Genomic DNA, 24,531 nt, shown 5'->3' on the forward strand with positions numbered 1-24,531 from the left:
CTCGCCATGCTCCGCTGTGGTTCCGTCAGCCTACGCATCGCTCCGCATCGTCGCGGAGCCGGACCGCGAGGCGTACCTCGCCGTCCTGTCGGTGTCGCCGGATGCGCCTTAGCGGCGCAGGCCCAGGCGTTCGATGAGGGCCTTGTAGCGCGCCTCGTCCGTCTTCTTGACGTAATCGAGCAGGCGTCGACGGGTCGACACCATCTTCAGCAGGCCGCGGCGGGAGTGATTGTCCTTGCTGTGGCTCTTGAAGTGCTCGGTGAGGTTGGCGATGCGCTCGGACAGGATCGCAACCTGGACTTCCGGCGAACCGGTATCGTCCTTCTTGGTGGCGAAGTCCTTGATGAGCGCGGTCTTGCGCTCGGCAGTGATCGACATCGGTCAGGTCCTTTCAAGTGGAGGATCGGGGTCGCTGTCGCCCGGGATGTCGTCCAGGCGGAGCCGGTGGTCGAGCCGGCCGTGCCGGACTCGCGCGCTCTATAGGGGAAAGGGGCGCACAATGCCAGCTATTTGTCCGCCGGCTGGTCGGTGACCGGATGGGCCGGGTCGATGGCGGCCAACGGGATGGCGAAGCGCCAGACCAGGGTTCCGTCCTCGGCTTCGCGCCGCACCTCGGCACCGAGGGCACGGCCGACCATGTTCTCGAGCACGCTGGTGCCGAAGCCGCGCCGGCCGCCGGCCGTCGCCTCGCCGGCGGCGAGGCCGCTTTCGCGCCAGCTGAGGCCGAGGAAGTCGGCGCTGCGCTGCCAGGAGACGTCGAGCCGGCCGTTGTCGCGCGCGAAGGCGCCGTGCTTGACCGCATTGGTGGCCAGTTCGTGCGCCGCCATGCCGAGGATCTGCGCCGCCTGCGCGTTGAGCCTCAGGCTCGGGCCGTCGACGGTGACGCGCCCCCCGTCGACGGGACAGAACGGATCGATCTGGCTGATCACCAGTTCCTTCAGGTCGACGCCGGCGACGCCGTGGGCAAGCAGCAGGTCGGTCGAGCGGGCCAGCCCGTGGATGCGCTTTTCGAAGCTCGAGACGAACTCGGGGACCGAGTCGGCGCCGCGCGCCGTCTGCTTGGCCATGGCCGAGATCACCGTCATCTGGTTCTTGGAGCGGTGCGCCAGTTCGCGCATCAGGAACCGCACCTCGCTCTCGGCCGCCTGGCGGCGGCGCGAGGCATCGCCCAGTGCGGCCGAGATCGTCTCGATCTCGGCAATCGGGAAGGCGCGGGCCTCGACCGGCTGGCCGGCGCCGAGCCGCCGGGCATCGGCCTCGAGACCATGCACCGAGCGGCCGATCTGCAGTCCCACCCAGTAGACCACCAGCACCACCATCGCGGCGAGCAGCACGCCCCCGGCGAGCAGCGACCAGAAGGCGTCGGCCAGCGGTCGTGCCACGGCTTCCGCCGGCGCCCAGGCCACCACCGTCCAGTCCGACAGCAGCGAGCGCTGCGCCACCAGCAGCGACGCCGTGCCCTCGACCGTCTCGCGCCGCCAGCCGAAGCTCGAGCCGACCGTGTCGGCGTCCTCGAGCCCGAACGGATCGCCCGTGCGGCCAGCCCCCGGCGAGGCGGCGATGATCAGCCCGGCCCCGTCGAGCAGGACGACGTTCCACCCCTCCGGCAAGCGGTTGGAGAGCAGCACCGGCGCGAGCTGCGTCGCGGCGCGGTTGAAGCCGAGCACGACCTCGCCGAGCCGGGTCGCCGGCACGCGCTGCAGCACGTTGACCACGTAGTCCTGCGACACCGCACCACGCACGAGGTCGGACACCACGGTGCCCTCGCTCTCGAACGCCCGGCCGCTCGCCACCGGATCGGCCGATTTGCCCTGGATGCCCGGTGCGTAGGGGCGGCGCGTGCTCATCACCGCCTCGAGGTCGCGGTTGAGCACATAGACATACGAGCCGGTGCCGGCCAGCGCCGTGCTGACCTGGGCATGGAACTCGGCCATGTCGCCCGCCAGCAGGGCCGGATTGGTGGCCAGCACCTTCAATGTCGTGGCGTTGGCGTTCAGTTCGCGATCCACCGCCTGCACGATGGACCGGGCCGTGCCGGTGATCAGCGTCTCGACGACGCGCTCCTGCGCCTCGTTGTGGCGCTGCAGCAGCAGGGCCGAGAAGATGAACGCCGGGACCAGCGCGACGAGGGCGAGAACGAACAGGTAGACCGCAATCGGCCGTGCGCTGCGCCGCTCCGACCGCCGAACGGCGGAGCCGCTCCCGTCAGCCATCTCGGTACTCGGCAGACATGACGTCGGCGCCCCCGGTCAACACAGGTGCGGGAGAACGCGCGACCGGTGCAGATGGTTCCATCGCGTCCCGAATAAACTCGATCAGGCCGCGAACACCCGCGACGGTACGAACTGGCCGCGCTCCACCCGGCCGAGTGCCACCGGCAGGCCGCCGCTGCTCGCCCAGGCGGCCTCGAGCGCCAGCGGGGCGGCGGCGCCGACGAGCAGCACCGGATTGCCGAACCGCAGCGTGGTCGCCTGGGCCGGCGACAGCCGCACCTCCGGCAGTTCGCCCAGGCCCGCCGCGATCGGCAGCAGCAGCCGGTCGCGCTCGAGGCTCGCCTCGAGTTCGGCGAGGCTGACCGCGTCGCTGTCGTCGAACGGGCCGACGCCCGCGCGGTGCAGCGCCACGACATGGCCGCGGGTGCCGAGCGCCCGCGCCAGGTCGCGGGCCAGGGCGCGCACATAGGTGCCCTTCTCGCAGGCCATCTCGAAGCGGCTTTCGGCCGTGCCGTGCTGCAGCAGCATCAGGCGGTCGATATGCACGGGACGCGGTGCCAGCACTACCGTCTCGCCGGCGCGTGCCAGGTCGTAGGCGCGCTCGCCGTCGACCTTGATCGCCGAAAAGGCCGGCGGCGTCTGCAGGATCTCGCCGGTGAAGGCCGGCAGCTGCGCCGCGACCGCTGCGGCATCCGGGCGGTGGTCGGAACGGGCGCAGACCTCGCCCTCGGCGTCGTCGGTGGTGGTTTCCTCGCCCCAGCGGATGGTGAAGCGGTAGACTTTCCGCCCGTCCTGCACCACCGGCACGGTCTTGGTCGCCTCGCCCAGCGCAATCGGCAGCAGTCCGGTCGCCAGCGGATCGAGCGTGCCGGCATGGCCGGCCTTCTTGGCGCCGAACAGCCAGCGCACCTTGCCGACCGCCTGGGTCGAGGTCATGTCGTAAGGCTTGTCGAGGACCAGCCAGCCGGAAACGTCGCGTTTCATGATCTTCTCGCTCACGGGCCGCACCGTCCTTCGGCGGGCCGCAGGGGGCGGCCGAAGCCGGCCGGACTAGTGCGGACCCTGGTCGTCGTCCTCGTCCCTGCCCAGGTCGCGCTGCACCCGTTCGGAGCGCAGGATCGCATCGATCCGGCCGAACTCCTCGAAGGTGTCGTCGACGAAGAAGCGCAGGTCGGGCGCGAATTTCAGGTCGAGCGCGGGGGCGATGCGGCCGCGGATGAAGCGGTGGTGCCGGTTGAGCGCCGCCACCACCTCGGCCGCGCCCTCGCCGCCCAGCGGCATCACATAGGCATTGGCGAGCTTGAGGTCGGGGGTCATGCGCACTTCGGGCACGGTGATCACCTTGCCCTCGAGCAGCGGATCCTCGATCTCGCCACGCGCGAGGAGCCCGGCAAGGGCATGGCGCACCAGTTCGCCGACGCGCAGCATGCGCTGGCTGGGGCCGGCCGGTTTGTGGGTATCGCGTTTCATCGGCCCGAGTTAGGCCTTCGGCCCGGTCTCGTCAACGGCTGCCGCTCAGGGGACGATCTGCTCGAACCGCACCCCGGCCTGCAGCTCTGCGGCGCGCGCCTCGAAGGTGGCGCTGTCGACCGGCCAGGTGGCGAGGTCGGAGGGGTCGAAGGCGGGGCCCTTCCATTCCTGGTAGACCATGGCGATGCCCTTGGCGGACTTGCGGAACACCGCCACCATCACCTCGCCCTGGCCGGCCAGCCGGCCGGTGTCGCGATAGGCGCCGCAGACCATGCCGAGGGCCGGAAAGAAACTCTCGGTCTCGACGCCGAAATTGAAGAAGCCGATCGCATCGTCGGCGCAGATCTGCCGGTAGCCCGCCATCGTCGCCCGCCGGTAGTCGTCGAGGCTGCGATCGGGCAGGAGCGTGGCCCGCGCCGCATAGGTGGTGCTCCAGGTGTCGATCGACTGGCCGAGGGGGAAGAACTCGACAAAGCCCTGCCCGGCATCGGCATAGCTGGTGTGCTCGACCAGCGCCGCGAGGTCGGGAGAAAGCCGCTCGGCGGGCGTCAGCCAGTCGGGCGTCGGCAGGGTGAAGCGGTGCCCCACGGTTTCGAACACGAGATCGACGCCCGCCCGTCCGAGCCGGGTGCCGGGGGCCTCCTCGGCGACGGTGGGAGCGGCCAGGGCGACAGCGAGGACGAGGGTCGGGATGCGCATGGCAGCGACCCTATGCGGGCCGGCCGGTGAAGTCGAGGGTCCGGGCGCCGGGCCGCCGCACCGGCACGATGCCTCGTGACAACCCCCGGCCGAACCCCTATTCCTCCTCAAATGACCACCCCGCTGCTCGCCATCGATACCGCCGCGACCCGTCTGCAGCTGGCGCTCCTCGTCGGCGAGGCTGCCGATACCCTCGTCGAGGACATGGCGCAGGGCCAGGCCGAGCGCATCTTTCCCGCCCTCGCCGAGCTGCTCGGGCGCAACCGCCTCGCCTATGCCGATCTGAAGCGGATCGCCGTCACCACCGGCCCCGGTTCGTTCACCGGCCTGCGGATCGGGCTCAGTGCCGCGCGCGGGCTCGGGCTGGCGCTCGGGGTTCCGGTGATCGGGGTCCCGACGCTGCTGGCCCTGTCGCTCGCCGCACAGTGCCGGCCGGCGGCGGTGCTGATCGATGCGCGGCGCGAGGAGGCCTATTTCCAGGCCTTCTCCGGCCCCGCCATCCCGATCGGGCAACCGCTGCTGCTGCCGATCGACGAGGCGCGCCGGCGCGTGCCTACCGGCGCCGACCTCCTCACCTCGCCTTTGGTCGATATCGCGGCGCTGGCCCGCTTCGCCGCCCATCTCGATCCCGCCGCCTATCCGCCGGAGGCCGCCTATATCCGCGGCGCCGACGCCAAGCCGCAGGACAGGTTCCGCATCGCCCGGGTGGCCGCCCCATGAAGCTCTGGATGGGCCCGGCGGGGCTGCATGTCGAGCCGGCCCAGGGCAAGGATGCCGAGGCCGTCGCGCGCCTCCATGCGCAGGGCTTCTATCGCGGCTGGCCGCGCGAGGATTTCGCCGCCTACATCACCGGCGAGGGCACGCCCGTCTACGTCGCCTGCGACGCCAGGCGGAAGATCGCCGGCTTCGCCATGGTGCGCCTTGTCGGCGACGAGGCCGAACTGATCACCATCGCGGTCGATCCCAAGTGGCGCCGCAAGGGCGTCGGCGCGGCGCTCCTCCGCGCCGTCTTCGACGACCTGCTGATGACCCCGGCCCGGCGCATGTTCCTCGAGGTGGCGGCCGACAATGCCGCGGCGATCCGGCTCTACGGCAAATACGGCTTTGCCCGGGTCTCCGAGCGCAAGGGCTACTATCCCCGGCCGGACGGCACGCCGGCCACCGCTATTGTCATGGCGCGCGATCTTGGGTAACCCCGAAGCGTCGAACCGCGGGGACGGCCCCATGCACAAAGCCGGCATCCTGACGCTGGAAGAGCAATGCGCCCACAAGGGCATGCGCATGACCGACCAGCGCCGCGTCATCGCCCAGGTGATCGAGCAGGCGCTCGACCATCCCGATGTCGAGGAGCTCTATCGGCGCGCCAGCGCCATCGATCCGCGCATCTCGCTGTCGACCGTCTACCGGACCCTCAACCTGTTCGAGGAGGCCGGCCTCGTCACCAAGCACGATTTCAAGGACGGGCGGGCCCGCTTCGAGCTGATCCCCGATGCGCACCACGACCACCTGATCGACATCCGCTCGGGCAAGGTCATCGAGTTCCGCAACGAGGAGATCGAGGCGATCCAGGAAGTGATCGCCAAGCGCCTCGGCTACCGGCTGGTCGATCACCGGCTCGAACTCTACGCCGTGCCGCTCAAGACCGACGAGGCCGACCGATGATCCAGCGCAGCCTGTTCTTCATCTTCTGCTACCTGCCGTTCATGCTGGTGTTCGTGCCGCTGCAGTTCCTCATCACCCGGCTGGGTCTCGACTGGAACTTCATCCCGCGCTGGTTCCACTGGTTCGGCTGCAAGTTCCTGGGGATGCGCGTCAAGGTGATCGGCACGCCCTCGACCAGGCGGGCGACGCTGGTGGTTTCCAACCACATTTCCTGGACCGACATCATCGCCGTCGGCTCGAAGGCCGACGTCACCTTCGTCGCCAAGTCGGAAGTGAAGAAGTGGTTCTTCGTCAACTTCATGGCGACGCTGCAACGCACCCTCTATGTCGACCGCAAGAGGCGCTCGGATGCGCACCGCGCCAGCCGCGAGATGGGCCGGCGCATGGCCTCGGGCGGCGCCGTGCTGCTGTTCGCCGAAGGCCAGTCGGACCTGGGCACGCATGTGCTGCCCTTCCGCTCCGCGCTGATCGGGGCGGCGCAGCACGCCATGGAGGAGGCCGGCGCCGGCGAGGTGATGATCCAGCCGCTGACCATCGCCTACACCAGGCTGCAGGGTCTGTCGGTCGGCCGTACCGACCGCTCGTTCATCGCCTGGATCAAGTCCAAGAGCTTCCGCCAGAACCTCAAGGAGATCCTCACCGGCGGCACCCGCGAGGTGACGCTGGCCTTCGGCACGCCACGGGTGCTCGTCGCCGGCGCCGACCGCAAGCAGGTGGCCCGCGAGATGGAATCCGAGGTGCGCCGCATGCTGGTGGCGCTGAACCGCGGCACGCCGCTGCCTGTCGTGGCGGAGTAGCTCAGCGCCCGACGAGACAGAAGTGATTGCCCTCGGGGTCGGCCATGACGGTGTAGCCGTCGGCCTCGCGCACCGGGGTGGCCCCGAGCGACAGCAGCCGATCGCGCGCGGCAGCGGGGTCGTCCACTGCGACATCGAGGTGCAGGCGCCCCTGCGTCCGTCCGCGCGCGATTTCGTGGAAGCACAGCGTCGGTCCCGGCCCGTCGACCATCACCACCGGATCGGTGTCGGGCGTGAAGCCGAGCGCGGCGAGCCGCGCGATCTCGGCCTCGTCATAGGGACGCACGGCATAGCCGTCGAGCACCGCCGCCCAGAACCGCGCCAGCGGCGCCGCGCGAGCGCAGTCGAAGACGATCTGGTCGAGCCGTCCGCTCATCCGAGCGCCTGGTCGAAATCGGCAATGATCGCGGCCGCGTCCTCGATCCCGACCGAGACGCGGAACACCCCGTCTCCGGCCCAGTCGCGGTACTGTGCCGCGTCCGCTGCCGGAAAGCTCGAGCGCAGGATGTCATCGGTGGGGATGTAGAAGCAGAGCGACTTGGTCTTGCCCAGCGACACCGCCGTGCTGACGAGGCCCAGCCGGTCGGCCAGCCGGCGCGCCATGGCGGCGCTGTCCCCGTGCACCGAAAAGCTGATGAGGCCGGAGAAGTTGCGCATCTGCCGGCGGGCCAGGTCCGCCTGCGGATGGCTGGCCAGCCCCGGCCAGTTGACGCGGCGGACCTTCGCATGTCCCTCCAGCCACTCGGCGATGGCCCGCGCATTGGCTTCGTGCCGGGCCATGCGCAACTCCAGCGTCTCCATGCCCCTCAGGATCAGGTAGGCCGAGAACGGCGACAGCACCGCGCCGAGATGGATCAGGCTCTGCTTGCGCAGTTCCGCCATTGCCGCCGCCCGACCGATCACCGCGCCGCCCAGCGCGTCGCCGTGGCCGCACAGGTACTTGGTCAGCGAGTGGCAGACATAGTCGGCGCCGAGCGCGATGGGATTGGCGCCGACCGGGGTGGCGATGGTCGAATCGACCGAGAGCTCGGCCCCACCGGCATGCGCGATTGCCGCGATCGCCGCGATGTCGGTCAGCTTGAGGATGGGATTGGCCGGCGTCTCGACATGCACCAGCCGCGTATCGGGCCGCATCGCCGCCGCCACCGCTGCCGGGTCGGCGCTGTCGACGAAGCTCACCGCCACCCCCTGCCGCCTCAGCGCCTGGCCGGCATATTCGGCCACGCCGGCGTAGCAGACGTCGGAGAGCACGAGATGGTCGCCGCTCTGCAGTTTCAGCGCGAACAGCCCGGTCACCGCCGCCATGCCGCTGGCAAAGCTCACCGCCGCCTCGCCGCCCTCGAGCAGCGCCAGCCGCTTTTCCAGCAGCTCGAGCGTCGGGTTGCTCCAGCGGGTGTAGAAGTGGGGCGTGTCCGCCTTCAGGTCCTCGGCCGAGAACCCCACCGCGTCGGGGTGGGCATAGTAGGTGGTCGAGAGCACCGGCGCGGGACTCACCGGCGTCCCGACGGTGCGCGGGCCGTCGCCGCCGTGCAGCAACAGGGTCGAGAGTGTTTCGGTCATGGCATCCTCCGGGGCCGCGAAAGTGCCCGCTGCGGCGCCGCCTGGCAACGGGCCCGCCGCGGCCTTTTGCACTCGTGCCGACTTGGGTGTATTGAGCCCGCCCATGACCGACACGCCCGACACGCCCGAGACGCCGCTACCCGCGCCCGGCAAGAAGCTGTTCATCAAGACCTACGGGTGCCAGATGAACGTCTACGACAGCGACCGCATGGCGGACGCGCTGGCGCCGCACGGCTATCGGCCGGTCGCGGCGATGGAGGAGGCCGACCTGGTCGTCCTCAACACCTGCCATATCCGCGAGAAGGCGAGCGAAAAGGTGTTCTCCGAGCTCGGCCGGCTGCGCGAGCTGAGGGACGAGCGGCGCGAGCGTGGCGAGGACCTGATGATCGGCGTCGCCGGCTGCGTCGCCCAGGCCGAGGGCGACGAGATCGTCCGCCGGGCCCCCGCGGTCGACCTGGTGTTCGGGCCGCAGAGCTACCACCGCCTGCCCGAGCTGATCGGCCGGGTGCATAACGGCGCCAGGGTCGTCGACACCGAATTCCCCCCCGAGGACAAGTTCGAGCACCTGCCGGCGGCCAGCAGGGACGTGACGGTGGCGCGCGGCCTCACCGCCTTCCTCACCGTGCAGGAAGGCTGCGACAAGTTCTGTTCGTTCTGCGTCGTCCCCTACACCCGCGGCGCCGAAACCAGCCGGCCGGTGGCACAGGTGCTCGCCGAGGCGGAGAACCTCGCGGCCGCCGGCGTGCGCGAACTGACCCTGCTCGGCCAGAACGTCAATGCCTATCATGGGCTGGACGGCAGCGGCCGCAGCGTCGGGCTGGGCGAGCTGTGCCGCCGGCTGGCGGCGATCCCCGGCATCGCGCGCCTGCGCTACACCACCTCGCACCCGCTCGACATGACCGACGAGCTGATCTCGGCGCATCGCGAGCTCGATGCGCTGATGCCCTACCTGCACCTGCCGGTGCAGTCGGGTTCGGACGCGATCCTCAAGGCCATGAACCGCCGCCACACCCGCGGCCGCTACCTCGAGGTCATTTCCCGCATCAAGGCGGCACGGCCCGACATGGCGCTGTCGGGCGACTTCATCGTCGGCTTCCCCGGCGAGACCGAGGACGATTTTGCGCAGACGCTGTCGCTGGTGCGCGAGGTCGGCTACGCCTCGGCCTTCACCTTCAAGTACTCGGGTCGCCCCGGTACGCCCGCCGCTACCATGGAGGGCCAGGTTGCCGAAGCGGTCAAGATCGAGCGCCTCGCCCGGCTCAACGAACTCGTCACCGCCCAGACGCGGGCCTTCGGCGTGTCGCTGGTCGGCCGGGTGCTGCCGGTGCTGATCGAGAAACGCGGCCGCCAGCCCGGCCAGGTCGGCGGCCGCTCGCCCTATCTGCAGGCGGTACACATGCAGGGGCCGGAGCGGCTGATCGGCCAGATCGTGCCGGTCGAAATCGTCTCGGCCGGAAATAACTCGCTCGCTGGCAAGATTGTCACAGTCGCGGAACCGAATTCTGCTAGCGTACTTGAGTCTCGCGCCATGGCGGCCCGCCCGGAGGAGCCGCAGCAAGGAGCCACTGAGATTTGAGCAGGCATTTGCCCCCGTCTTCCGACCACGGCCCTTCGTCCCAGCTTGAACTCGCCTTCGAAGACAACAAGCTTGCCGCGCAGCTCTACGGCGACTTCGACCAGCATCTGGCCCTGATCGAACAGCGGCTCGGCGTGCAGGCGACGCCGCGCGGCAACCACGTGATGCTGAAGGGCGCCGCCAGCTCCGTCGATCAGGCGCGGCGCGTGCTCGAGTCGCTCTACGAGATGCTCGAGGAAGGCCAGCCGGTCGAGGTGGCCAATGTCGACAGCGTCATCCGCATGGTCGAAACCGAGGACAGCCAGCTCACCCTGCCCACGCTGGAAAAGAAGGGCAGGGTCCGCATGGCGCAGATCGCGACCCGCAAGGCCACCATCGTCGCCCGCACCCCGGCCCAGGATGCCTATATGCGCGCCATGGACCGTGCCGAGCTGATCTTCGGCATCGGCCCGGCCGGCACCGGCAAGACCTATCTCGCCGTGGCGCATGCCGCCACGCTGCTCGAGCGCGGCGACATCAACCGCATCGTGCTCAGCCGCCCCGCCGTCGAGGCGGGCGAGCGGCTCGGCTTCCTCCCTGGCGACATGAAGGACAAGGTCGACCCCTATCTGAGGCCGCTCTACGACGCGCTCTACGACATGATGCGGCCCGAGCATGTCGAACGCTGCATCACCTCGGGCATGATCGAGGTGGCGCCGCTCGCCTTCATGCGCGGCCGCACTCTCGCCAATGCCGTGGTCATCCTCGACGAGGCGCAGAACACCACGTCGATGCAGATGAAGATGTTCCTCACCCGTCTGGGCGAGAATTCCAAGATGATCGTCACCGGCGATCCCACCCAGGTCGACCTGCCGCGCGGCGAGAAGTCCGGCCTCGTCGAAGCAGTCAAGCTGCTCGACGGCATCGAGGGCGTGCATGTCTCGCGCTTCAACGACAAGGACGTGGTGCGCCATGCCCTGGTCGGCCGGATCGTGCGCGCCTACGAGGCCGACGCGGCCCGGCGGCTGGCGGAAAGCGACGCCAGGGGCGGATGAAACCACCGCTCGAAATTGCCCTCTCGGTCACCGCCGAAGGCTGGCCGGATGACCTCGAGGCCGTGGCCGAGGCCGCCATCCTCGAGGCGCTGAAGCAGTCCGGGGCCCGCGTCGCCGGCATCGCCGAGGTCTCGGTGGTGCTTTCCGACGATGCCGAGCAGCGCCAGCTCAACAAGCAGTGGCGCGGCATCGACAAGTCCACCAACGTGCTGAGCTTCCCGCAATTGGCGCCGTTCGCGCCCGTCGTCGGGCTGGTTGGCGATATCATCCTCGCCCGCGAGACCCTCGAGCGCGAGGCGGCCGAAATGGGCATCGCCTTCCAGGCGCACTTCACCCATCTCGTGGTGCACGGCTTCCTGCACCTGCTGGGCTACGACCATGTCGAGGACAGTGAGGCCGAGCGCATGGAAAGCCTCGAGACCCGGATCCTCGCGACCCTCGGCATTGCCGATCCCTATGCCGATGGCTAGATTGCACCCTCCGATGAATGGAACGGTCGCCTCCCGCGGCCATGACCGATGAACGATTCCGACAGCAGCGTCGCACCCGCCCCCAGGAAAGCTTCCTCCGGCCGCAGTCCCAGCGAGCCTCCTTCTAGTCCCGCCCCCGCGGCAGCGCGGGGGCCGAGCCTGTGGAGCCGTCTCAAGGGCCTGCTGGCCCTGCGCACCATGTCGCTGCGCGACGATCTGGAGGTGGCGCTCGAAAGCGAACAGAGCGGGGAGACGGCGGACTTCACCCAGTCCGAGCGCACCATCCTGAAGAATGTGCTCGAGCTGGGCGAGAAGCGCGTCGAGGACGTCATGGTGCCGCGTGCCGATATCGAGGCGGTGGAGGCGAGCGAGACGCTCGCCGTGCTGGTCAGCCGCTTCCGCCAGGTCGGCCATTCGCGCATGCCGGTCTATGCGGAGAACCTCGACAACATCACCGGCTTCGTCCACGTCAAGGATGCACTCAGGCGCATCACCGAGCCGGTGACCGATCCGGAGGCGCCGCAGCCGGTCAAGCTGGTCTCGACCCAGCTCCGCCAGAAGCTCGAGCGGCTCGACATCGTCCGCGAGGTGCTGTTCGTGCCGCCGCTGATGCCGGTGGGCGATCTGCTGCAGCAGATGCAGCTCAAGCGCGTCCACATGGCGGTGGTGATCGACGAGTATGGCGGCACCGACGGGCTCGTCACCATCGAGGACCTGCTCGAAGCGGTGGTCGGCGAGATCGAGGACGAGCACGACGACGACGTGGCGCTGGTCAGGAAGGTCAATTCCAATGTCTTCGTCGCCTCGGCCCGTGCCGAACTCGACGAGGTGCGCGAGGTGGTCGGCCCCGAGTTCGACCCCGGCAGCCACGCCGACGAGGTGGAGACGCTGGGTGGGCTGATCTTCGAACTGGCCGGCCGCGTGCCGATCAAGGGCGAGCACGTCACCGGCATCGCCGGGTTCGAGTTCGAAGTGCTGCAGGCCGACAGCCGGCAGGTCAAGCGCGTCAAGATCAAGCGCCTGAAGCAGCCCAAGCCCCGCCCGCCCAAGCCGCCCGCCGAGAAGGCCGTCAAGCCGGCCACACCGACCGGCGCCGATGCGCCCGCCGGAAAGTAGCCGTCGTGAGCGGGCCGGCAGCGTCGGCACGGGCCGGGTAGCGCCGTGCCCCGGCTGTTCGTCTACGGCACGCTGAAGCGCGGCGAGCGCAACCACGCCCGGCTGGCCGGGGCCCGCTACCTTGGTCCCGCGACCACCCGCGACGCCGCCTTCGCCATGGCCGAATACGCCTCGGTGAGCCGGCCGGGCCGCCTCGCGCCGGATGTGCGGACCGGCGGGAACTGCCGCGTCGCCGGCGAAATCTACGAGGTTGACGAGGAACGGCTCGCCGCGCTCGACCGCTTCGAGCGGGTCGGCATCGACTACCACCGCACGGTGATCGCGCTCGGCGACGGAACCGTCGCGCAGGCCTATCTCGGGGCCCCCGAGGGCCGGCGCCCGGCCAACCCGGCCGGCCGGTTCGTCAGTGTCGTCGATGGCGTGGCGAGCTGGAGCGAGCGCGAAGCATAGCGCGGTGGGCCGGCGGTTCGGCCGGGCTCGCTACTGCAGCGAGCGGGTGAGGTTGTATTCCCCGGAGCGGACGCGATCGGTCAGCGACGCGACCAGATCAGCCGTCGGACCCTCGCCATGGTGCTCCACCAGCGAGGTCAGTGCCGCGAACAGCGAAGCATGGGCGAGCGCCAGCGCGGAGATGCCGTCATCCTCGGCGCTGTTCCAGGCCTCGGCCACGTATTCGAGGGCGATCTGACGTTCTTCGCGCTCTTCGGAGGGCAGCATGTCGCTGCCGATCCCGAGACGATTCTTGCTGGGCTTCATGTCACTCGCGTAGCACGCCGGTGGCGCTCTGGCGCGCGAGTCGTCGCCAAAAGGTTAATGGCCGCGCGGCAATTGTCGCCACGCGCGGCGGCACCCTACTCGGCGAAGCGACTGTGAATGTCGCGGGCCGTCTTCTCCGCCTCGAGCAGCAGCCGCGTCATGGCCTCGTCGGCCGACACCGTGCAGGCCCGATAGAGCCGCGCATAGGCCCCGTAGCCGGCATTGAAGGCCCCGGCGAGCCGCTGGCGGCGATCGTCGTCGGGCTGGTCGAGCTCGATCAGGTCCGCCATCTGCTGGCGCCAGTCCGGTTCGCTCGACGGCCGGCACAGCGGCGCAAGGAAGTAGAGGCTGCCGAGGATTTCGGCGAGCCGCTCCATTTCGCCCTGGTACGGGGGGTCCACTGCCAGCGCCGGCACCGGAACCAGCAGCAGGCAGACGAGCAGGGCGCGGATCGGGCGGGCGGGTCGCATGCGGCAAATCCTTAGTGGAAAGGCCGCCGCCCCTCAACAGCGATCGAGGACCGCCCGGGCCTCGTCCAGCACGACGTCGAGGTCGGGCGTGGTCTCGAGCTCGGCAAGCGCGCCCGGCTGCACCCAGCGATAGGCGCTCGCCTCCTCGTTGAGCGCCACGCTGCCCGTATAGGCGCGGGTGGCAAAGACCTGCAGCACGAAGGGACCTGCCTCCGCGAAGCGCATCAGGCGCACCGGCCTGAGCCCGGAGACGCGCAGCCCCACCTCCTCGATCAGCTCGCGGGCCGCCGCCTGCGGCGCGGTCTCGCCCGGCTCCAGCCGGCCGCCGGGGAGGCTCCACCGGCCGAGCCAGGGCTGGCGGGCCCGCCGGATCAGCAGCACGCTGTCGCCGGCAAAGACCGCGACGCTGGCAGCGTTGGGGATGGCGCTCATGCCGCCGAGTTAGTGGGTTTGCCTCCCGCGGCGCAACCCCTTACCCTGTCCGCGCGCCGGCCGGTCCGGCGGGCCCGGGACGAGGACCACGAGATGTGCGGACGCTATGCGGCCACCCTGCCGCCCGAGATGATGGTCGAGCTGTTTCACCTGCTGAACACGATCGACGTGCCGCCGCGCTACAACATCACGCCCACCCAGCCGATCGCGGTGATCTGGGAGCAGCAGGGGCGCCGCACCATCCAGTTGGTGCGCTGGGGGTTCGTGCCGACCTGGGTCAAGGACCCGCGCGAGTTCACCCTGCTGATCAACGCCCGGGCCGAGACCATGGCGGAGAAGCCCTCGTTCCGCAACGCCGCCCGCAATGCCCGCTGCATCGTGCCGGCCTCCGGCTACTACGAGTGGATGAAGGGGCCGGACGGTAAGCGCCAGCCCTACTACATCACCATGCGCGACGACTCGCCGATGGTGTTCGCCGGGCTCTATTCGCAGTGGGCCGGCCCCGACGGGGAGGAGGTCGATACCGCCTGCATCGTCACGGTCGAGCCCAATCTCGAGATTTCCTCGGTCTACGACCGCATGCCGGCGATTCTCACCGGCGAGGCGATCGATCTGTGGCTGAACACCCGCGACGTCGATGCCGGGGCCGCCACCCAGCTTGCCCTGCCGCTGCCGGAGGGCTCGCTCAAGTACCATCCGGTCGGCAAGGCGATCGGTTCGGCGAAGGCCGAAGGGCCGGAGCTGATCCGCCCCATCGCCCAGTCGGAGGCCGCGGTGCAGCCCGCCGCCCCGCGGAAGCTCGCCTCCGGCGGCGGGCAGTTGGACCTGTTCTAGCGCAGCGTTAGGGCAGTCCGCCCAGCCCCAGGTTGAGCGACACGCCGCCGCCACCACCAATCGAAACCCCGAGCCCGCCGCCGCCGACTGAGACATCCGCGCCGATGCCGTCATCGAGATCGAGCCCGAGCCCGACCCCGCCGGGGCCGCCCAGTTCGACGTCGAGGCCACCCGAATCGACGCCGATCCGCACGCCGGCCGCCGCCGCTTCGGGCGTTACGGGCCTGCCGTCGGGTCCGACGATCCTGGGCGCGGCGCCGCGCCCGTCGACCGTCAGGGCGCCGTCGCGCGCCACGCTCGCCTGCTGCCCGGCCGCGATGACGACGCGGGCGTGGGTGATGCGGTCCTCGACCTGCACATGCCCGCGCAGCACCCTGACCTCCGAGCTCGTCTTGCCCGACCGCACCTCGAACCGCGTGCCCTTGACCACCGCGGCCAGATAGGGCGTCTGCACCGCGAGGTGCTCGATCCTGCGGGCCTCAGCCTCGACGGAAACGGTACCGAAATACTGCTGCACCACGGTGTAGCGGCGGCCGTCGCGATCATGGATCTGCACCTGCGTGTCCGGGCCCAGTTCCAGCCGCTCGCCCCCGCGCCTCAGTTCGATCCGCGCGTTGGCGAGGGTACGGAGCACCCGTGCATCGGCAACGATGTCGCCGCGCTCGAGCGGCTGCCAGCTGTCGCCGACCAGCTCGAGGGCCTTGCCCCGCAACTTGGTCACCAGCCACTCGTCCGCCAGCGCGCTGCCCGTTGCAGCGAGGCCGAGCAGCGCGGTCAGCGCCAGCGCCAGCGTCAGGCGTATGAGGATGCGGATAGGGGTCGAGACTTGGTTCAGCATGGGCCGGCCTCCTCGGTGTTCGACCCCTATGCCACACGACGGCCGATGGCGACCTTAACGATCTGCCGGTGGGCGCGGCAAAGCGCCAAGAACGTCAACGGGCCGTTGCCGAAGACAGTTAAGCCATGGTGTTTGCTGACAGAATTTCTTCGGTTCATCTGCGCTTCAGGAACCTTCGTCTAGTCTGTGCCCAACATCCGCACCGCCTGGAGGGCTCCGCCATGTTGAGAACACTTGCCGCCACCGCCGCCATCGCCCTGCTGGCCGCGGCACCGGCCGTCGCCGCCGACCGCGCCATCATCATCCTCGACGGGTCGGGCTCGATGTGGGCGCAGATCGACGGCAAGGCCCGCATCGAAATCGCCCGCGAGACCCTCGACCGCGTGCTCTCCGGCGTGCCGGCGGAACTGGAACTGGGCTTCATGAGCTATGGTCACCGCGAGAAGGGCGCCTGCGACGACATCGAGCTCCTGGTCGAGCCGGCGGCGGGAACCGGTGCCGCGATCAGCGAGGCGGCGCTCGCCATCAGCCCCAAGGGCAAGACGCCGATTTCGGCCGCGGTGCGCCAGGCGGCCGAGGATCTCAGGTACACCGAGGACAAGGCGACGGTGATCCTGATCACCGACGGGCTCGAGACCTGCGAGGCCGACCCCTGTGCCCTCGCCTCCGAACTGGAAGGCCAGGGCCTCGACTTCACCACCCATGTGGTCGGCTTCGGGCTGACCCGCGAGGAGGGAGAGCAGGTCGCCTGTCTCGCCGAGAACACCGGCGGCCAGTACATCGCGGCCGGCGACGAGGCCACCCTGACAGAAGCCCTGGCGACCACGGTCGCCGAGGTCGCCGCCCCCGCCGAACCCGCGCCCGAGCCGGAGCCCGCCGCACTCGCGTTCAACCTCGATCCCGAACTGGTGCTGGCCGAGGGCGGCAACGGCGAGATCGTCGAGTTCGACGTGACCTGGGAGCTGTTCCGCGCTGCAGATGGCGGAGCCGGCGAACACCTGTCGACCGACTACGGCATCGACTGGAAGGGTACGGTCGATCCCGGTGACTATGTGCTGCGCGCCAGCGTCGGCTACGCCCATGTCGAGCAGCCGGTGACGGTGACCGCCGACGCGCTGGCCGCGCCGTACTTCGTCATGAACGCCGGCGAGCTGATCATCCGGCCGCTGCCGGCCGATGGGGCGGAACCGGATGCCGCCGCCGCCGTCTACAGCCGTTTCCCGAACGGGGAGGACGATACCGGCTACGGCGAGACCCGCCGGTTCGTCCCTGCCGGCGATACCGAGGTCAAGGTGACGATCGGCGCCGGCGAGGCGCAGCTCACCGTGCCGGTCAAGGCCGGCGAACGGGTCAGCCGGGACGTCGTGCTCGGCATCGGCGTCGCCAGGGTGAACAGCTTCTTCATCGAGGGCATGAAGGTCGAGGACAACGAGCTGTTCGTCGAGGTCTTCGCGGCAAAAAAGGACATCCAGGGCAACCGCAAGTCGCTCGGCTACAGTTACGGGCCGGACCAGAGCTTCAGCCTGCCGCCGGGCGACTATGTGCTGGCGACCCGGCTGGGGGGCGCCGAGATGGAGACCCCGTTCACCGTCGTCTCCGGCGAAGCGGTCGAGGTCAATGCCCTGCTGGGCGCCGGCGTCGTCGCCGTCACCGCGCCGGGCAGCGATTTCGTCGAGATCTTCTCGGCCAAGAAGGACATCCAGGGCAACCGCCGGTCGATGGGCTATGGTTATGGCGGCGCCATCGAACTGGTGCTTCCGGCCGGCGACTATGTTGTGGTGGCGCGCCCCACCGACGGCACGGCCGATCGCGAGGCGGCCGGCACCGTGGTCGCCGGTGAGCGGCTCGAGCTCAGCGTCGAGTGAGCTTTCGTCCCCGGACGGCGCGCTCGCTGCGCGCCGCCTGCGCCGCAACGTAGACGTCGATCAGTTCGCAGGCCCGCCGCAGCAGGACCGTCCGGCCCTCGGCGCGGTGGGCCGAGACCTTGGTGGGAAGCGTCGCGCCGCTGCGCAGCTCCACCATGACCGCCTGCCAGTGCCCGGCGCAGCTGACGCGGATCGCATGCTCCCGATATGTGACGTCCACCCGAGACTCCCGAACCTGCATCGAGGTGGGCGGAGACTGCACCCGGCGCCCTGCCGGCCTCAATCTCCAGCGCTTCACTTCTTTGTCGCGGTGTGGAAACCGGGGAGGGGGCAAATTGCGGCAAATGTTCTCGATCTAGAGAAAATCGTCCCGCCTTGGTGTGAAGCTGTCGATCAGGCGGCCCGCCTCGAGGGCCTTCACCCCGTGCACGAGGCCCGACGGCACGATATAGGCACCGCCGGCGGCGATGGTTTCGGTGACGCCGTCGATGGTCACCTCGAACACGCCTGCCGCCACGTAGCTGGTCTGCCGGTGCGGATGCGCGTGCAGCGCGCCTATTCCGCCTTTCTCGAACGTGAACTCGACCAGCATCAGGTCCGGCAGGTCGAGAATCACCCGGCGGGTCGAGCCATCGAGGCGGGTCAGCTTGCCCTCGCCGGGCTGGGCAAAGTGCCGGACGGCGCTCATCCGATTGTCCTCACAGCTTGTAGGCGCGTTTGGCGAGACCGTAGGCGAGATCGCGCGCCACCTCATGCGCCTCGTCCTCGTCCAGCCGGTGCTCGCTGACCAGCCGGGCCAGGAACGCGCAATCGACGCGCCTCGCCACGTCGTGCCGCGCCGGGATCGAGGGAAATGCGCGCGTGTCGTCGTTGAAACCGACGGTGTTGTAGAAGCCAGCCGTCTCCGTCGCCATCTCGCGGAAGCGCCGCATGCCCTCGGGGCTGTCGTGGAACCACCAGGGCGGCCCGAGCCGGAGCGCCGGATAGACGCCGGCCAGCGGCGCCAGCTCGCGCGCGTAGCTGCTTTCGTCGAGGGTGAACAGGATGATGCTGAGCCCCGGCTCGGTGCCCACCGCGTCGAGCATCGGCTTCAGCGCCCCGACATAGTCCGTGCGGGTGGGAATATCGAAGCCCTTGTCGCGACCGAAGCGTGCCAGCATGGTCGCGGAGTGGTTGCGCCAGGAGCCGGGATGGATCTGCAGCACCAGGCCGTCCTCGATGCTCATGCGGGCCATCTCGGTCAGCATCTGGGCGCGGAACAGCGCCCTGTCGCGCGCATCGGCATGCCCGGATCGCACCCTGTCGAACAGCATGCCGGCCTCCTTGGGGAGGAGGTTCGCCGTTTCCGCGGTCGGATGGCCGTGGTCGGACGAGGTGGCGCCGAAGCTCCTGAAATAGGCGCGGCGCTTGCGGTGCGCCTCGAGGTAGCCCGACCAGTGCCCGGTATCCTCGCCGGTCAGCGCGCCGAGCTGGTCGAGATTGCTCGCGAACCCGGCGAAGTCGGGATCGACCACCGCATCCGGCCGGTAGGCCGGCACCACCCGCCCGCGCCATCCGCTGTCGCGGATCATCCGGTGCCAGCCCAGGTCGTCGGTCGCCGCATCGGTGGTCGAGATCACCTCGAGGTTGAAGCGCTCGAACAGCGCACGCGGCCGATAGTCGTCGCGCTCGAGCAGGGCGGCGATGTGGTCGTAGAGCCGGTCGGCATTGGCGGCCGTCAGCCGCTCCTCGATGCCGAACAGGGTGGCGAAGGTGTGGTCGAGCCACATCCGGGTCGGTGTGCCGCGGAACAGGTGGTAGTGCTGCGCGAACAGCCGCCAGATGGCGCGGCCATCGGCTTCGACCGGGCTGCCGTCGGCGGTCGGCACGCCCAGTTGCTCGAGCCGGATGCCCTGGCTGAACAGCATGCGGAACACGTAGTGGTCCGGCACGATCAGCAGCCGCGCCGGATCGGGGAAGCGCGCGTTCTCGGCATACCAGCGCGGCTCGGTATGGCCGTGCGGCGAGACCAGCGGCAGGTTGCGGACGCCGCCATAGAGGGCGCGGGCGAGGCCGCGTGCCCTCGGTTCTGCGTCGAACAGGCGATCGTCGTCCAGCAGCGCCATTGCATGTCCTCCCGAACCGATTGGTTACTTAGCGTCGCGTCCGATGTCAAAGCGTTGCTCATGGCTTTTGCGGCGCGGCCAATCGCGATATGGGCTGTTCGGTCAGCCATTTTCGGGAAGTGCACATGACGAGGCCGCTCATCGAGATCTGCGTCGAAGGCATTGATGGTCTGGTCGCCGCGCAGGAGGCGGGAGGCGACCGGGTGGAACTGTGCGCCAGCCTGCTCGAGGGCGGGCTCACCCCCAGCCTCGGCGTGATCCGCCAGGCGCTGGCGCTGGCGACCATTCCGGTTCACGTCATCGTCCGGCCGCGCGGCGGCGATTTCCTCTACTCGCCCCTCGAATTCGAGACCATGCGGGACGACGTGCGCGCCTGCCGAGACCTGGGCGTGGCCGGCGTGGTGTTCGGCTGCCTCACCGCCGACGGACGGATCGATACGGCCCGCATGCAGGCGCTGGTCGCCGATGCGGGCACGCTGGCGGTCACCTGCCATCGCGCCTTCGACATGACGCGCGACCCGGAGGAGGCGATCGAGGCACTGGTCGAGAGCGGGGTGCACCGGGTGCTGACCTCCGGGCAGCGCGACACCGCGCTCGAAGGGCTCGACATCCTCCGCCGCAGCGTCGCGGCGGCGCGCGGTCGTATCAGGATCATGGCCTGCGGCGGGCTCGAGCCGGGCAATGTCGCGCGCGTCCTCGCCGAAAGCGGTGCGGATGAACTGCACTTCGCTGCGCTCCGCACCGTCCCCAGCGCCATGGCCTTCCGCAATCCGCATGTCGGCATGGGCGGCACCGCCATCGAACGCGAGTTCGAGCTGACGCTGACCGACCCCGCGGCGGTGCGCGCGACGATCGCCGCGGCCCGCGCCGGCTACTCGGCGTAGAGTGCCGCCAGCGCCACAGCGGCGGCCTTCAGCCGCTGCCGCAGTTCGGGCGGCCCCAGTACCTCGATCTCGGGGCCGATGCGGATCATCTCGCGGCTCGCCCAGCCGATTTCCTCGATCGGAATCTCGAGTTCCGCCCAGCCCCGCGCGTCGGGCGCAAGACTGGCGGTCTCGACGGCGGATTTCACCGTCTCGCTGATCGCCTTCAGCCGTCGCCGCCCCAGTTCGGAGGCCCTCACCCGCGCGGTGCCGACATAGATGTCGCGCTCGAACTGTGCCGTCGCCTCCAGCCAGTGCGCCGGCAGGTCGAAATCGCGCGGCCGCTCGAAGCGCTCGCCGGTCGGGGTCAGCCCCTGGATCTGCGAGAGCCGGAAGGTCCTCAACTGCCCGTCGCGGCGGGCGACCACGTACCAGACGCCTCCCTTGAGCACGAGGCCGAGCGGCTCGATCAGCCGTTCGGCGACCTCCTTCCAGCTTTCGTAGCGGATGCGGATGCGCGTTTCGGCCCATACCGCCTCGGCGACCAGCCGCAGGAATTCCGGCCTGTAGCCGGGCTGAAACCAGCCGCGCGGATCGAGATGGAAGCGCGAGCTCATCCGCCGGGCCTCCGCCTGCCAGTCGGCCGGCAGCGCCGCGAGCAGCTTGAGTTCGGCCTGCGCCACCTCCTCGCCGAGCCCGAGCTCGCCCGCCGGCCCGGGCAGGCCGGCGAGGAACAGGGCTCGCGCCTCGGGGGCGGTCAGCCCGTTGAGTCGCGTCTTCCAACCATCGAGCAGGGCGAAGCCGCCATTGCGGCCGGTTTCGGCATAGGCTGGCGCGCATGAAGTCCACCCTAGTCCAGTTAGCCTGACACAGGCTGTCAGGGTTACCCGGTTAAGCTGTGCGGCGAAAGCGGCATGGAGACGGGACGATGACCTATCAGTGGCACGAGATCGACATCGAGACGCCGGTCGTCGAATTGCGACGCTACCGGCTGCGGCCGGGCCGTCGCGACACGCTGATCGGGATGTTCGAGGAGCACTTCATCGAGCCGCAGGAGGCGGCCGGGTCTCGCATCCTCGGGACCTTCCGCGTCGACGGGGACCCCGACGGCTTCGTCTGGCTGCGCGGCTTCACCCACCACGCCGCCCGCCCCCGGGCGCTCGCGTCCTTCTATGGCGGCCCGGTCTGGCAGGCCCGCCGCGATGCCGCCAACGCCACCATGGTCGACAGTGACGACGTGCATCTGCTGCGTGCCATCAGTCCGGGCACCGGGTTGCCGGCGCTGCGGCTGCCGCGGCGCGACGAGCGCCTGCCGGCGCTGCGTCACACGCTCGTCGTCTCACACCTGCGCTACCCCGAATGGCTGGGCAGCTATCACCTGTGGCTGCGCCTCTTTCTACGCAAGCTGGGCGCTGATCCGATGGCGAGCTTTGCCACGCTCATGGCCGAGAACAACTATCCGGCCCTGCCGGTCTGGCGTGATCGACCGGTGCATGTCGCGCTCATCCGGTCCGCCGCGCCGCTGCCGCCATTGCCGCCCGAACTGGGCAACCTGCTGCGCGCCGCACCGGAGATCGTGACGCTGACGCCGACGGCGCGTTCACGGCTGCGCTGAAGGTTCAGGCGGTCTGCCGGTCGAACTGCCCGTGCTTCATGAACCGCCACAGGTAGCCGTCGAGCACCGCGTCCATCGCGGTCGGCGCAACCCCGAAGGCAGAGAGCGTGCGACCGTCCTGCCGTGCCGCCTCGGAGACGACATTGTCGACCTGCAGCAGATCCACCTGATCGGCCGTGAGCAGCGGCGCCCAGGGCAGGAAAGCGAAGGGCAGCGCCATCAGCTTGCCGATCGCGGCCGGCAGCGGCAGCAGCGGATTGCCGCGCCCGGTCTTGTCGAGCACCCGCTGCACCAGGTCGCGATGCGTCGCGACTTCCGGCCCGCCCAGTTCGTAGGCCCGCCCGCCCTTCACCCGGCCCTCGGCCGCGGCCACGATCGCCTCGGCGACGTCCCCCACATAGATCGGCTGGAAGCGGGTCTTGCCGCCGAGCAGCGGCAGCACCGGGAACAGCCTCGCGAGGCTGCCATAGCGATTGAAGAAGCCGTCGCCCTGGCCGAAGATGATCGAGGGCCTGACGATCACCGCCTCGGGAAAGGCGGCCAGCACCTCCGCTTCGCCCAGCGCCTTGGAGCGGGCATAGCCCGAGGCGCTTTGCGCGTCGGCGCCCAGCGCCGACATGTGCACCAGCGCGTGCGCGCCCGCCGCCTTCGCCGCCTGCGCGATATGGCGCGCGCCCATGGTGTTGACGGCCCGGAAGCGCTGCCGGCCGGCCTCGTAGCCGATGGCGACGAGGTTGATAACGATGCCGGCACCCCTGACCGCGCGCTCGACCGAGGCGGCGTTGCGCACATTGGCCTGGACCGGCATCACCTGGCCGACGGCGCCGAGCGGCCGCAGGTGTCCGGCCAGGTCCGGCCGGCGCACCGCGACGCGGACGCGATAGCCGCGCCGCGCCAGCGCCTGCACCACCTGCGTGCCGACAAACCCCGAGCCGCCGAAGATGGTGACGAGGGTTTTGGACGGATCCATGGCTCGGGCGCTCCGGCTGGCGATGACTGAATGGGGGCGCTTGTACCGCGCTCCTCCGGAGCTGTCGAGAGTCGCACCGCCGCAGCCGGCGCCGTGCGCACCGGCACACCGAAACCCGATTGACAGCCTCCGCGCCATCCCCTAGGTGAACGGCGCCCATCGGTTTGCCCTGGTGGCGGAATTGGTAGACGCGCACGGTTCAGGTCCGTGTGTTTAACGACGTGGAGGTTCGAGTCCTCTCCAGGGCACCATCGATTTCCGTTCGCACGGAAATCCTAAGGGTTCAGGCCTTCCAGGGTGTTTGACGAGAGGAGTGTGTTACAGAGGTGTGTAACAATGCTCTTGAGTCTCGCCTTTCCGGTGCGCAGACCCGGCTCTTTCATCCCCCAATTCGTGCAGCGCATCTCGGCTGACCTCAAGGCAGCATGGTCGGCTTTCGTCTTGAAATTCCTGTCGTGCTCGACTTCAGCCGGCCGGGAAAGCTGACCGACAACGCCTTCATCGAGAGCTTCAACGGCGAATTTCGGGCCGAGTGCCTGACGCTCGCGATGCGGCGGCCGAGTGTATCGTAGGTGTTGGACCAGAGGTTGCCCATCGGCCCGCAGAGCAGATCGAGCTCTGACAGTTGGCGCGAATCCAAGGGTCGGTTTCGCGCCCAGAAGCAGACACACGTGGCGACGCCAAGGTACGGCTAGCTGTAGTGTTCGCGGCGTAGCCCGTTCTTTTCCATCCTGTAGCGCAGGGTGTCGCGGGAGATACCAAGAGCGCGGGCGGCGAGGGTGACGTTGCCGCTTGTCTGGCGCAGGGCGCCGATGATCATCGCGCGTTCTGAATCCGCGAGTTTAGACTCCTTGACCTCAATTGGGGCCGCACCGGCCGGCACAAGTGCTGGAACATCGCGCAAGTGGAGGTCGGCGACGTCGATCTGGTCGCGCGCGCACATCAGGCTCGCCTGCTCGACCACGTTGCGCAGCTCTCGGATATTGCCGGGCCAGGAGTGCTGCAGCAAAGCGTGCCGGGCCGCGGGAGTAAACTCCAGCCGCGAGCGACCGTATCGCCGTTCGAATTCGGTGACGAAGGTCTGGGCAATCGCCAGGATATCGTCACCGCGCTGTCGGAGCGGCGGCACCTCGGCAGTAATGGTATTGAGCCGGTAGAGCAAATCGCTGCGGAACTCGCCCTGTCG

General features: G+C 69.5%; 30 protein-coding genes, 1 tRNA gene and 1 pseudogene. 15 read left to right on the forward strand and 17 right to left on the reverse strand.

Annotation, left to right across the window (positions count from 1 at the left end; all coding sequences use genetic code 11):
- Positions 1 to 108 precede the first annotated feature (108 nt).
- The 5 genes from rpsO to ACE3TU_RS05895 form a co-directional block, all read right to left on the reverse strand.
- Positions 109 to 378, reverse strand: a complete 270-nt coding sequence (rpsO, locus tag ACE3TU_RS05875) for a 30S ribosomal protein S15 (protein WP_374621453.1) — start codon at positions 376 to 378, stop codon at positions 109 to 111.
- A gap of 128 nt (positions 379 to 506) precedes the next feature.
- Positions 507 to 2,213 (reverse strand): sensor histidine kinase, encoded by a 1,707-nt coding sequence (locus ACE3TU_RS05880; RefSeq protein WP_374621455.1) that lies wholly within the window; start codon positions 2,211 to 2,213, stop codon positions 507 to 509.
- A gap of 102 nt (positions 2,214 to 2,315) precedes the next feature.
- Positions 2,316 to 3,197, reverse strand: a complete 882-nt coding sequence (gene truB, locus ACE3TU_RS05885; RefSeq protein ID WP_374621530.1) for a tRNA pseudouridine(55) synthase TruB — start codon at positions 3,195 to 3,197, stop codon at positions 2,316 to 2,318.
- A gap of 66 nt (positions 3,198 to 3,263) precedes the next feature.
- Positions 3,264 to 3,683 (reverse strand): 30S ribosome-binding factor RbfA, encoded by a 420-nt coding sequence (rbfA, locus tag ACE3TU_RS05890; RefSeq protein WP_374621458.1) that lies wholly within the window; start codon positions 3,681 to 3,683, stop codon positions 3,264 to 3,266.
- Positions 3,684 to 3,728: 45 nt separating this feature from the next.
- Positions 3,729 to 4,382 (reverse strand): hypothetical protein, encoded by a 654-nt coding sequence (locus tag ACE3TU_RS05895; protein WP_374621460.1) that lies wholly within the window; start codon positions 4,380 to 4,382, stop codon positions 3,729 to 3,731.
- A 111-nt stretch (positions 4,383 to 4,493) separates the two neighbouring features.
- On the opposite strand from ACE3TU_RS05895, the gene tsaB reads away from it, so the two are divergent.
- Genes tsaB through ACE3TU_RS05915 form a run of 4 tightly spaced genes read left to right on the forward strand, consistent with a single transcriptional unit; the run spans position 4,494 to position 6,841 of the window.
- Complete coding sequence (gene tsaB, locus ACE3TU_RS05900) at positions 4,494 to 5,102, forward strand: tRNA (adenosine(37)-N6)-threonylcarbamoyltransferase complex dimerization subunit type 1 TsaB (protein ID WP_374621463.1); 609 nt, start codon at positions 4,494 to 4,496, stop codon at positions 5,100 to 5,102.
- A complete protein-coding gene (gene rimI / locus ACE3TU_RS05905) occupies positions 5,099 to 5,575 on the forward strand; it encodes a ribosomal protein S18-alanine N-acetyltransferase (protein WP_374621466.1) in 477 nt (158 codons plus the stop codon). Before tsaB ends, rimI begins: the two co-directional genes overlap by 4 nt.
- 31 nt (positions 5,576 to 5,606) lie before the next feature.
- The gene (locus ACE3TU_RS05910; RefSeq protein ID WP_374621468.1) at positions 5,607 to 6,044 is read left to right on the forward strand and encodes a Fur family transcriptional regulator; all 438 of its coding nucleotides are present in this window, start codon (positions 5,607 to 5,609) and stop codon (positions 6,042 to 6,044) included.
- Positions 6,041 to 6,841 (forward strand): lysophospholipid acyltransferase family protein, encoded by an 801-nt coding sequence (locus tag ACE3TU_RS05915; protein ID WP_374621471.1) that lies wholly within the window; start codon positions 6,041 to 6,043, stop codon positions 6,839 to 6,841. Before ACE3TU_RS05910 ends, ACE3TU_RS05915 begins: the two co-directional genes overlap by 4 nt.
- A gap of 1 nt (position 6,842) precedes the next feature.
- Here the strand turns inward: ACE3TU_RS05915 and ACE3TU_RS05920 are convergent, their stop codons facing one another.
- Complete coding sequence (locus tag ACE3TU_RS05920; protein WP_374621474.1) at positions 6,843 to 7,217, reverse strand: VOC family protein; 375 nt, start codon at positions 7,215 to 7,217, stop codon at positions 6,843 to 6,845.
- Positions 7,214 to 8,401, reverse strand: a complete 1,188-nt coding sequence (locus ACE3TU_RS05925; protein WP_374621476.1) for a PLP-dependent aspartate aminotransferase family protein — start codon at positions 8,399 to 8,401, stop codon at positions 7,214 to 7,216. The genes ACE3TU_RS05920 and ACE3TU_RS05925 overlap by 4 nt, the downstream gene beginning before the upstream one ends.
- A 103-nt stretch (positions 8,402 to 8,504) precedes the next feature.
- Here ACE3TU_RS05925 and miaB point away from each other — a divergent pair, with 103 nt between their 5' ends.
- The 5 genes from miaB to ACE3TU_RS05950 are packed head-to-tail and all read left to right on the forward strand — an operon-like array spanning position 8,505 to position 13,047.
- Positions 8,505 to 9,977, forward strand: a complete 1,473-nt coding sequence (gene miaB, locus ACE3TU_RS05930; RefSeq protein WP_374621479.1) for a tRNA (N6-isopentenyl adenosine(37)-C2)-methylthiotransferase MiaB — start codon at positions 8,505 to 8,507, stop codon at positions 9,975 to 9,977.
- Positions 9,974 to 11,011: a PhoH family protein gene (locus tag ACE3TU_RS05935; RefSeq protein ID WP_374621482.1), complete on the forward strand. Its 1,038-nt coding sequence runs from the start codon at positions 9,974 to 9,976 to the stop codon at positions 11,009 to 11,011. Before miaB ends, ACE3TU_RS05935 begins: the two co-directional genes overlap by 4 nt.
- Positions 11,008 to 11,481, forward strand: coding sequence for an rRNA maturation RNase YbeY (gene ybeY / locus ACE3TU_RS05940; protein ID WP_374621485.1), 474 nt, complete (start codon positions 11,008 to 11,010; stop codon positions 11,479 to 11,481). The genes ACE3TU_RS05935 and ybeY overlap by 4 nt, the downstream gene beginning before the upstream one ends.
- A 48-nt stretch (positions 11,482 to 11,529) precedes the next feature.
- The gene (locus ACE3TU_RS05945) at positions 11,530 to 12,597 is read left to right on the forward strand and encodes a hemolysin family protein (RefSeq protein WP_374621487.1); all 1,068 of its coding nucleotides are present in this window, start codon (positions 11,530 to 11,532) and stop codon (positions 12,595 to 12,597) included.
- A gap of 45 nt (positions 12,598 to 12,642) precedes the next feature.
- Positions 12,643 to 13,047 (forward strand): gamma-glutamylcyclotransferase, encoded by a 405-nt coding sequence (locus tag ACE3TU_RS05950; protein ID WP_374621490.1) that lies wholly within the window; start codon positions 12,643 to 12,645, stop codon positions 13,045 to 13,047.
- Positions 13,048 to 13,077: 30 nt separating this feature from the next.
- On the opposite strand, the gene ACE3TU_RS05955 is transcribed toward ACE3TU_RS05950, so the two are convergent.
- The 3 genes from ACE3TU_RS05955 to ACE3TU_RS05965 all read right to left on the reverse strand — a co-directional run bounded on the left by ACE3TU_RS05955 (position 13,078) and on the right by ACE3TU_RS05965 (position 14,255).
- Positions 13,078 to 13,353 carry a hypothetical protein gene (locus tag ACE3TU_RS05955; RefSeq protein ID WP_374621493.1) on the reverse strand — a complete coding sequence of 92 codons (276 nt, stop codon included), beginning with the start codon at positions 13,351 to 13,353 and terminating at the stop codon, positions 13,078 to 13,080.
- 95 nt (positions 13,354 to 13,448) lie between these two features.
- On the reverse strand, positions 13,449 to 13,823 hold the full coding sequence (locus ACE3TU_RS05960) for a TIGR02301 family protein (RefSeq protein ID WP_374621496.1): 375 nt from the start codon (positions 13,821 to 13,823) through the stop codon (positions 13,449 to 13,451).
- A 33-nt stretch (positions 13,824 to 13,856) separates the two neighbouring features.
- The gene (locus ACE3TU_RS05965; RefSeq protein ID WP_374621498.1) at positions 13,857 to 14,255 is read right to left on the reverse strand and encodes an NUDIX hydrolase; all 399 of its coding nucleotides are present in this window, start codon (positions 14,253 to 14,255) and stop codon (positions 13,857 to 13,859) included.
- 93 nt (positions 14,256 to 14,348) lie between these two features.
- On the opposite strand from ACE3TU_RS05965, the gene ACE3TU_RS05970 reads away from it, so the two are divergent.
- Complete coding sequence (locus tag ACE3TU_RS05970; RefSeq protein ID WP_374621501.1) at positions 14,349 to 15,089, forward strand: SOS response-associated peptidase; 741 nt, start codon at positions 14,349 to 14,351, stop codon at positions 15,087 to 15,089.
- A 7-nt stretch (positions 15,090 to 15,096) separates the two neighbouring features.
- On the opposite strand, the gene ACE3TU_RS05975 is transcribed toward ACE3TU_RS05970, so the two are convergent.
- Positions 15,097 to 15,927 (reverse strand): FecR domain-containing protein, encoded by an 831-nt coding sequence (locus ACE3TU_RS05975; protein WP_374621504.1) that lies wholly within the window; start codon positions 15,925 to 15,927, stop codon positions 15,097 to 15,099.
- Positions 15,928 to 16,148: 221 nt separating this feature from the next.
- Here ACE3TU_RS05975 and ACE3TU_RS05980 point away from each other — a divergent pair, with 221 nt between their 5' ends.
- Positions 16,149 to 17,792: a VWA domain-containing protein gene (locus tag ACE3TU_RS05980; protein ID WP_374621506.1), complete on the forward strand. Its 1,644-nt coding sequence runs from the start codon at positions 16,149 to 16,151 to the stop codon at positions 17,790 to 17,792.
- On the opposite strand, the gene ACE3TU_RS05985 is transcribed toward ACE3TU_RS05980, so the two are convergent.
- From ACE3TU_RS05985 to uxaC, 3 genes are all read right to left on the reverse strand, one after another.
- Positions 17,779 to 18,012, reverse strand: coding sequence for a hypothetical protein (locus ACE3TU_RS05985; protein WP_374621509.1), 234 nt, complete (start codon positions 18,010 to 18,012; stop codon positions 17,779 to 17,781). The genes ACE3TU_RS05980 and ACE3TU_RS05985 overlap by 14 nt on opposite strands.
- A 135-nt stretch (positions 18,013 to 18,147) precedes the next feature.
- Positions 18,148 to 18,480, reverse strand: a complete 333-nt coding sequence (locus ACE3TU_RS05990) for a cupin domain-containing protein (protein WP_374621511.1) — start codon at positions 18,478 to 18,480, stop codon at positions 18,148 to 18,150.
- 10 nt (positions 18,481 to 18,490) lie between these two features.
- Positions 18,491 to 19,897 (reverse strand): glucuronate isomerase, encoded by a 1,407-nt coding sequence (gene uxaC / locus ACE3TU_RS05995; RefSeq protein WP_374621514.1) that lies wholly within the window; start codon positions 19,895 to 19,897, stop codon positions 18,491 to 18,493.
- Between the two features lie 125 nt (positions 19,898 to 20,022).
- Between uxaC and ACE3TU_RS06000 the strand changes: the two genes are divergently transcribed.
- Positions 20,023 to 20,781, forward strand: a complete 759-nt coding sequence (locus ACE3TU_RS06000) for a copper homeostasis protein CutC (RefSeq protein WP_374621516.1) — start codon at positions 20,023 to 20,025, stop codon at positions 20,779 to 20,781.
- Here ACE3TU_RS06000 and ACE3TU_RS06005 read toward each other — a convergent pair.
- A complete protein-coding gene (locus ACE3TU_RS06005) occupies positions 20,769 to 21,443 on the reverse strand; it encodes a helix-turn-helix transcriptional regulator (protein ID WP_374621519.1) in 675 nt (224 codons plus the stop codon). The genes ACE3TU_RS06000 and ACE3TU_RS06005 overlap by 13 nt on opposite strands.
- 245 nt (positions 21,444 to 21,688) lie before the next feature.
- On the opposite strand from ACE3TU_RS06005, the gene ACE3TU_RS06010 reads away from it, so the two are divergent.
- Positions 21,689 to 22,375 carry an NIPSNAP family protein gene (locus tag ACE3TU_RS06010; protein ID WP_374621521.1) on the forward strand — a complete coding sequence of 229 codons (687 nt, stop codon included), beginning with the start codon at positions 21,689 to 21,691 and terminating at the stop codon, positions 22,373 to 22,375.
- 4 nt (positions 22,376 to 22,379) lie between these two features.
- Here the strand turns inward: ACE3TU_RS06010 and ACE3TU_RS06015 are convergent, their stop codons facing one another.
- On the reverse strand, positions 22,380 to 23,345 hold the full coding sequence (locus ACE3TU_RS06015; protein WP_374621524.1) for a complex I NDUFA9 subunit family protein: 966 nt from the start codon (positions 23,343 to 23,345) through the stop codon (positions 22,380 to 22,382).
- Between the two features lie 166 nt (positions 23,346 to 23,511).
- Between ACE3TU_RS06015 and ACE3TU_RS06020 the strand changes: the two genes are divergently transcribed.
- A tRNA-Leu gene (locus tag ACE3TU_RS06020) sits at positions 23,512 to 23,596 on the forward strand.
- Between the two features lie 201 nt (positions 23,597 to 23,797).
- Positions 23,798 to 23,884: pseudogene (locus ACE3TU_RS06025) on the forward strand (integrase core domain-containing protein); the annotation flags it as partial.
- Between the two features lie 152 nt (positions 23,885 to 24,036).
- Here ACE3TU_RS06025 and ACE3TU_RS06030 read toward each other — a convergent pair.
- Positions 24,037 to 24,531: helix-turn-helix domain-containing protein (locus ACE3TU_RS06030; protein WP_374621527.1), on the reverse strand; the 495-nt coding region annotated here is incomplete at its 5' end.

The sequence above is a fragment of the Devosia sp. genome, assembly GCF_041917035.1.
Classification (GTDB): Bacteria; Pseudomonadota; Alphaproteobacteria; order Rhizobiales; family Devosiaceae; genus Devosia_A.

Excerpts from the sequence above, each read along its gene's own strand:
- ACE3TU_RS06000 (WP_374621516.1), top strand. The coding sequence starts at position 20,023 with ATGACGAGGCCGCTCATCGAGATCTGCGTCGAAGGCATTGATGGTCTG.
- ACE3TU_RS05925 (WP_374621476.1), bottom strand. The coding sequence starts at position 8,401 with ATGACCGAAACACTCTCGACCCTGTTGCTGCACGGCGGCGACGGCCCG.
- ybeY (WP_374621485.1), top strand. The coding sequence starts at position 11,008 with ATGAAACCACCGCTCGAAATTGCCCTCTCGGTCACCGCCGAAGGCTGG.
- rimI (WP_374621466.1), top strand. The coding sequence starts at position 5,099 with ATGAAGCTCTGGATGGGCCCGGCGGGGCTGCATGTCGAGCCGGCCCAG.
- ACE3TU_RS05955 (WP_374621493.1), bottom strand. The coding sequence starts at position 13,353 with ATGAAGCCCAGCAAGAATCGTCTCGGGATCGGCAGCGACATGCTGCCC.
- rbfA (WP_374621458.1), bottom strand. The coding sequence starts at position 3,683 with ATGAAACGCGATACCCACAAACCGGCCGGCCCCAGCCAGCGCATGCTG.
- ACE3TU_RS05915 (WP_374621471.1), top strand. The coding sequence starts at position 6,041 with ATGATCCAGCGCAGCCTGTTCTTCATCTTCTGCTACCTGCCGTTCATG.
- rpsO (WP_374621453.1), bottom strand. The coding sequence starts at position 378 with ATGTCGATCACTGCCGAGCGCAAGACCGCGCTCATCAAGGACTTCGCC.
- ACE3TU_RS05990 (WP_374621511.1), bottom strand. The coding sequence starts at position 18,480 with ATGAGCGCCGTCCGGCACTTTGCCCAGCCCGGCGAGGGCAAGCTGACC.
- ACE3TU_RS05965 (WP_374621498.1), bottom strand. The coding sequence starts at position 14,255 with ATGAGCGCCATCCCCAACGCTGCCAGCGTCGCGGTCTTTGCCGGCGAC.
- miaB (WP_374621479.1), top strand. The coding sequence starts at position 8,505 with ATGACCGACACGCCCGACACGCCCGAGACGCCGCTACCCGCGCCCGGC.
- ACE3TU_RS06010 (WP_374621521.1), top strand. The coding sequence starts at position 21,689 with ATGACCTATCAGTGGCACGAGATCGACATCGAGACGCCGGTCGTCGAA.
- ACE3TU_RS05970 (WP_374621501.1), top strand. The coding sequence starts at position 14,349 with ATGTGCGGACGCTATGCGGCCACCCTGCCGCCCGAGATGATGGTCGAG.
- ACE3TU_RS05960 (WP_374621496.1), bottom strand. The coding sequence starts at position 13,823 with ATGCGACCCGCCCGCCCGATCCGCGCCCTGCTCGTCTGCCTGCTGCTG.
- uxaC (WP_374621514.1), bottom strand. The coding sequence starts at position 19,897 with ATGGCGCTGCTGGACGACGATCGCCTGTTCGACGCAGAACCGAGGGCA.
- ACE3TU_RS05980 (WP_374621506.1), top strand. The coding sequence starts at position 16,149 with ATGTTGAGAACACTTGCCGCCACCGCCGCCATCGCCCTGCTGGCCGCG.
- ACE3TU_RS05920 (WP_374621474.1), bottom strand. The coding sequence starts at position 7,217 with ATGAGCGGACGGCTCGACCAGATCGTCTTCGACTGCGCTCGCGCGGCG.
- ACE3TU_RS05880 (WP_374621455.1), bottom strand. The coding sequence starts at position 2,213 with ATGGCTGACGGGAGCGGCTCCGCCGTTCGGCGGTCGGAGCGGCGCAGC.
- ACE3TU_RS06015 (WP_374621524.1), bottom strand. The coding sequence starts at position 23,345 with ATGGATCCGTCCAAAACCCTCGTCACCATCTTCGGCGGCTCGGGGTTT.
- ACE3TU_RS05975 (WP_374621504.1), bottom strand. The coding sequence starts at position 15,927 with ATGCTGAACCAAGTCTCGACCCCTATCCGCATCCTCATACGCCTGACG.
- truB (WP_374621530.1), bottom strand. The coding sequence starts at position 3,197 with ATGAAACGCGACGTTTCCGGCTGGCTGGTCCTCGACAAGCCTTACGAC.
- tsaB (WP_374621463.1), top strand. The coding sequence starts at position 4,494 with ATGACCACCCCGCTGCTCGCCATCGATACCGCCGCGACCCGTCTGCAG.
- ACE3TU_RS05910 (WP_374621468.1), top strand. The coding sequence starts at position 5,607 with ATGCACAAAGCCGGCATCCTGACGCTGGAAGAGCAATGCGCCCACAAG.
- ACE3TU_RS05895 (WP_374621460.1), bottom strand. The coding sequence starts at position 4,382 with ATGCGCATCCCGACCCTCGTCCTCGCTGTCGCCCTGGCCGCTCCCACC.
- ACE3TU_RS05945 (WP_374621487.1), top strand. The coding sequence starts at position 11,530 with ATGAACGATTCCGACAGCAGCGTCGCACCCGCCCCCAGGAAAGCTTCC.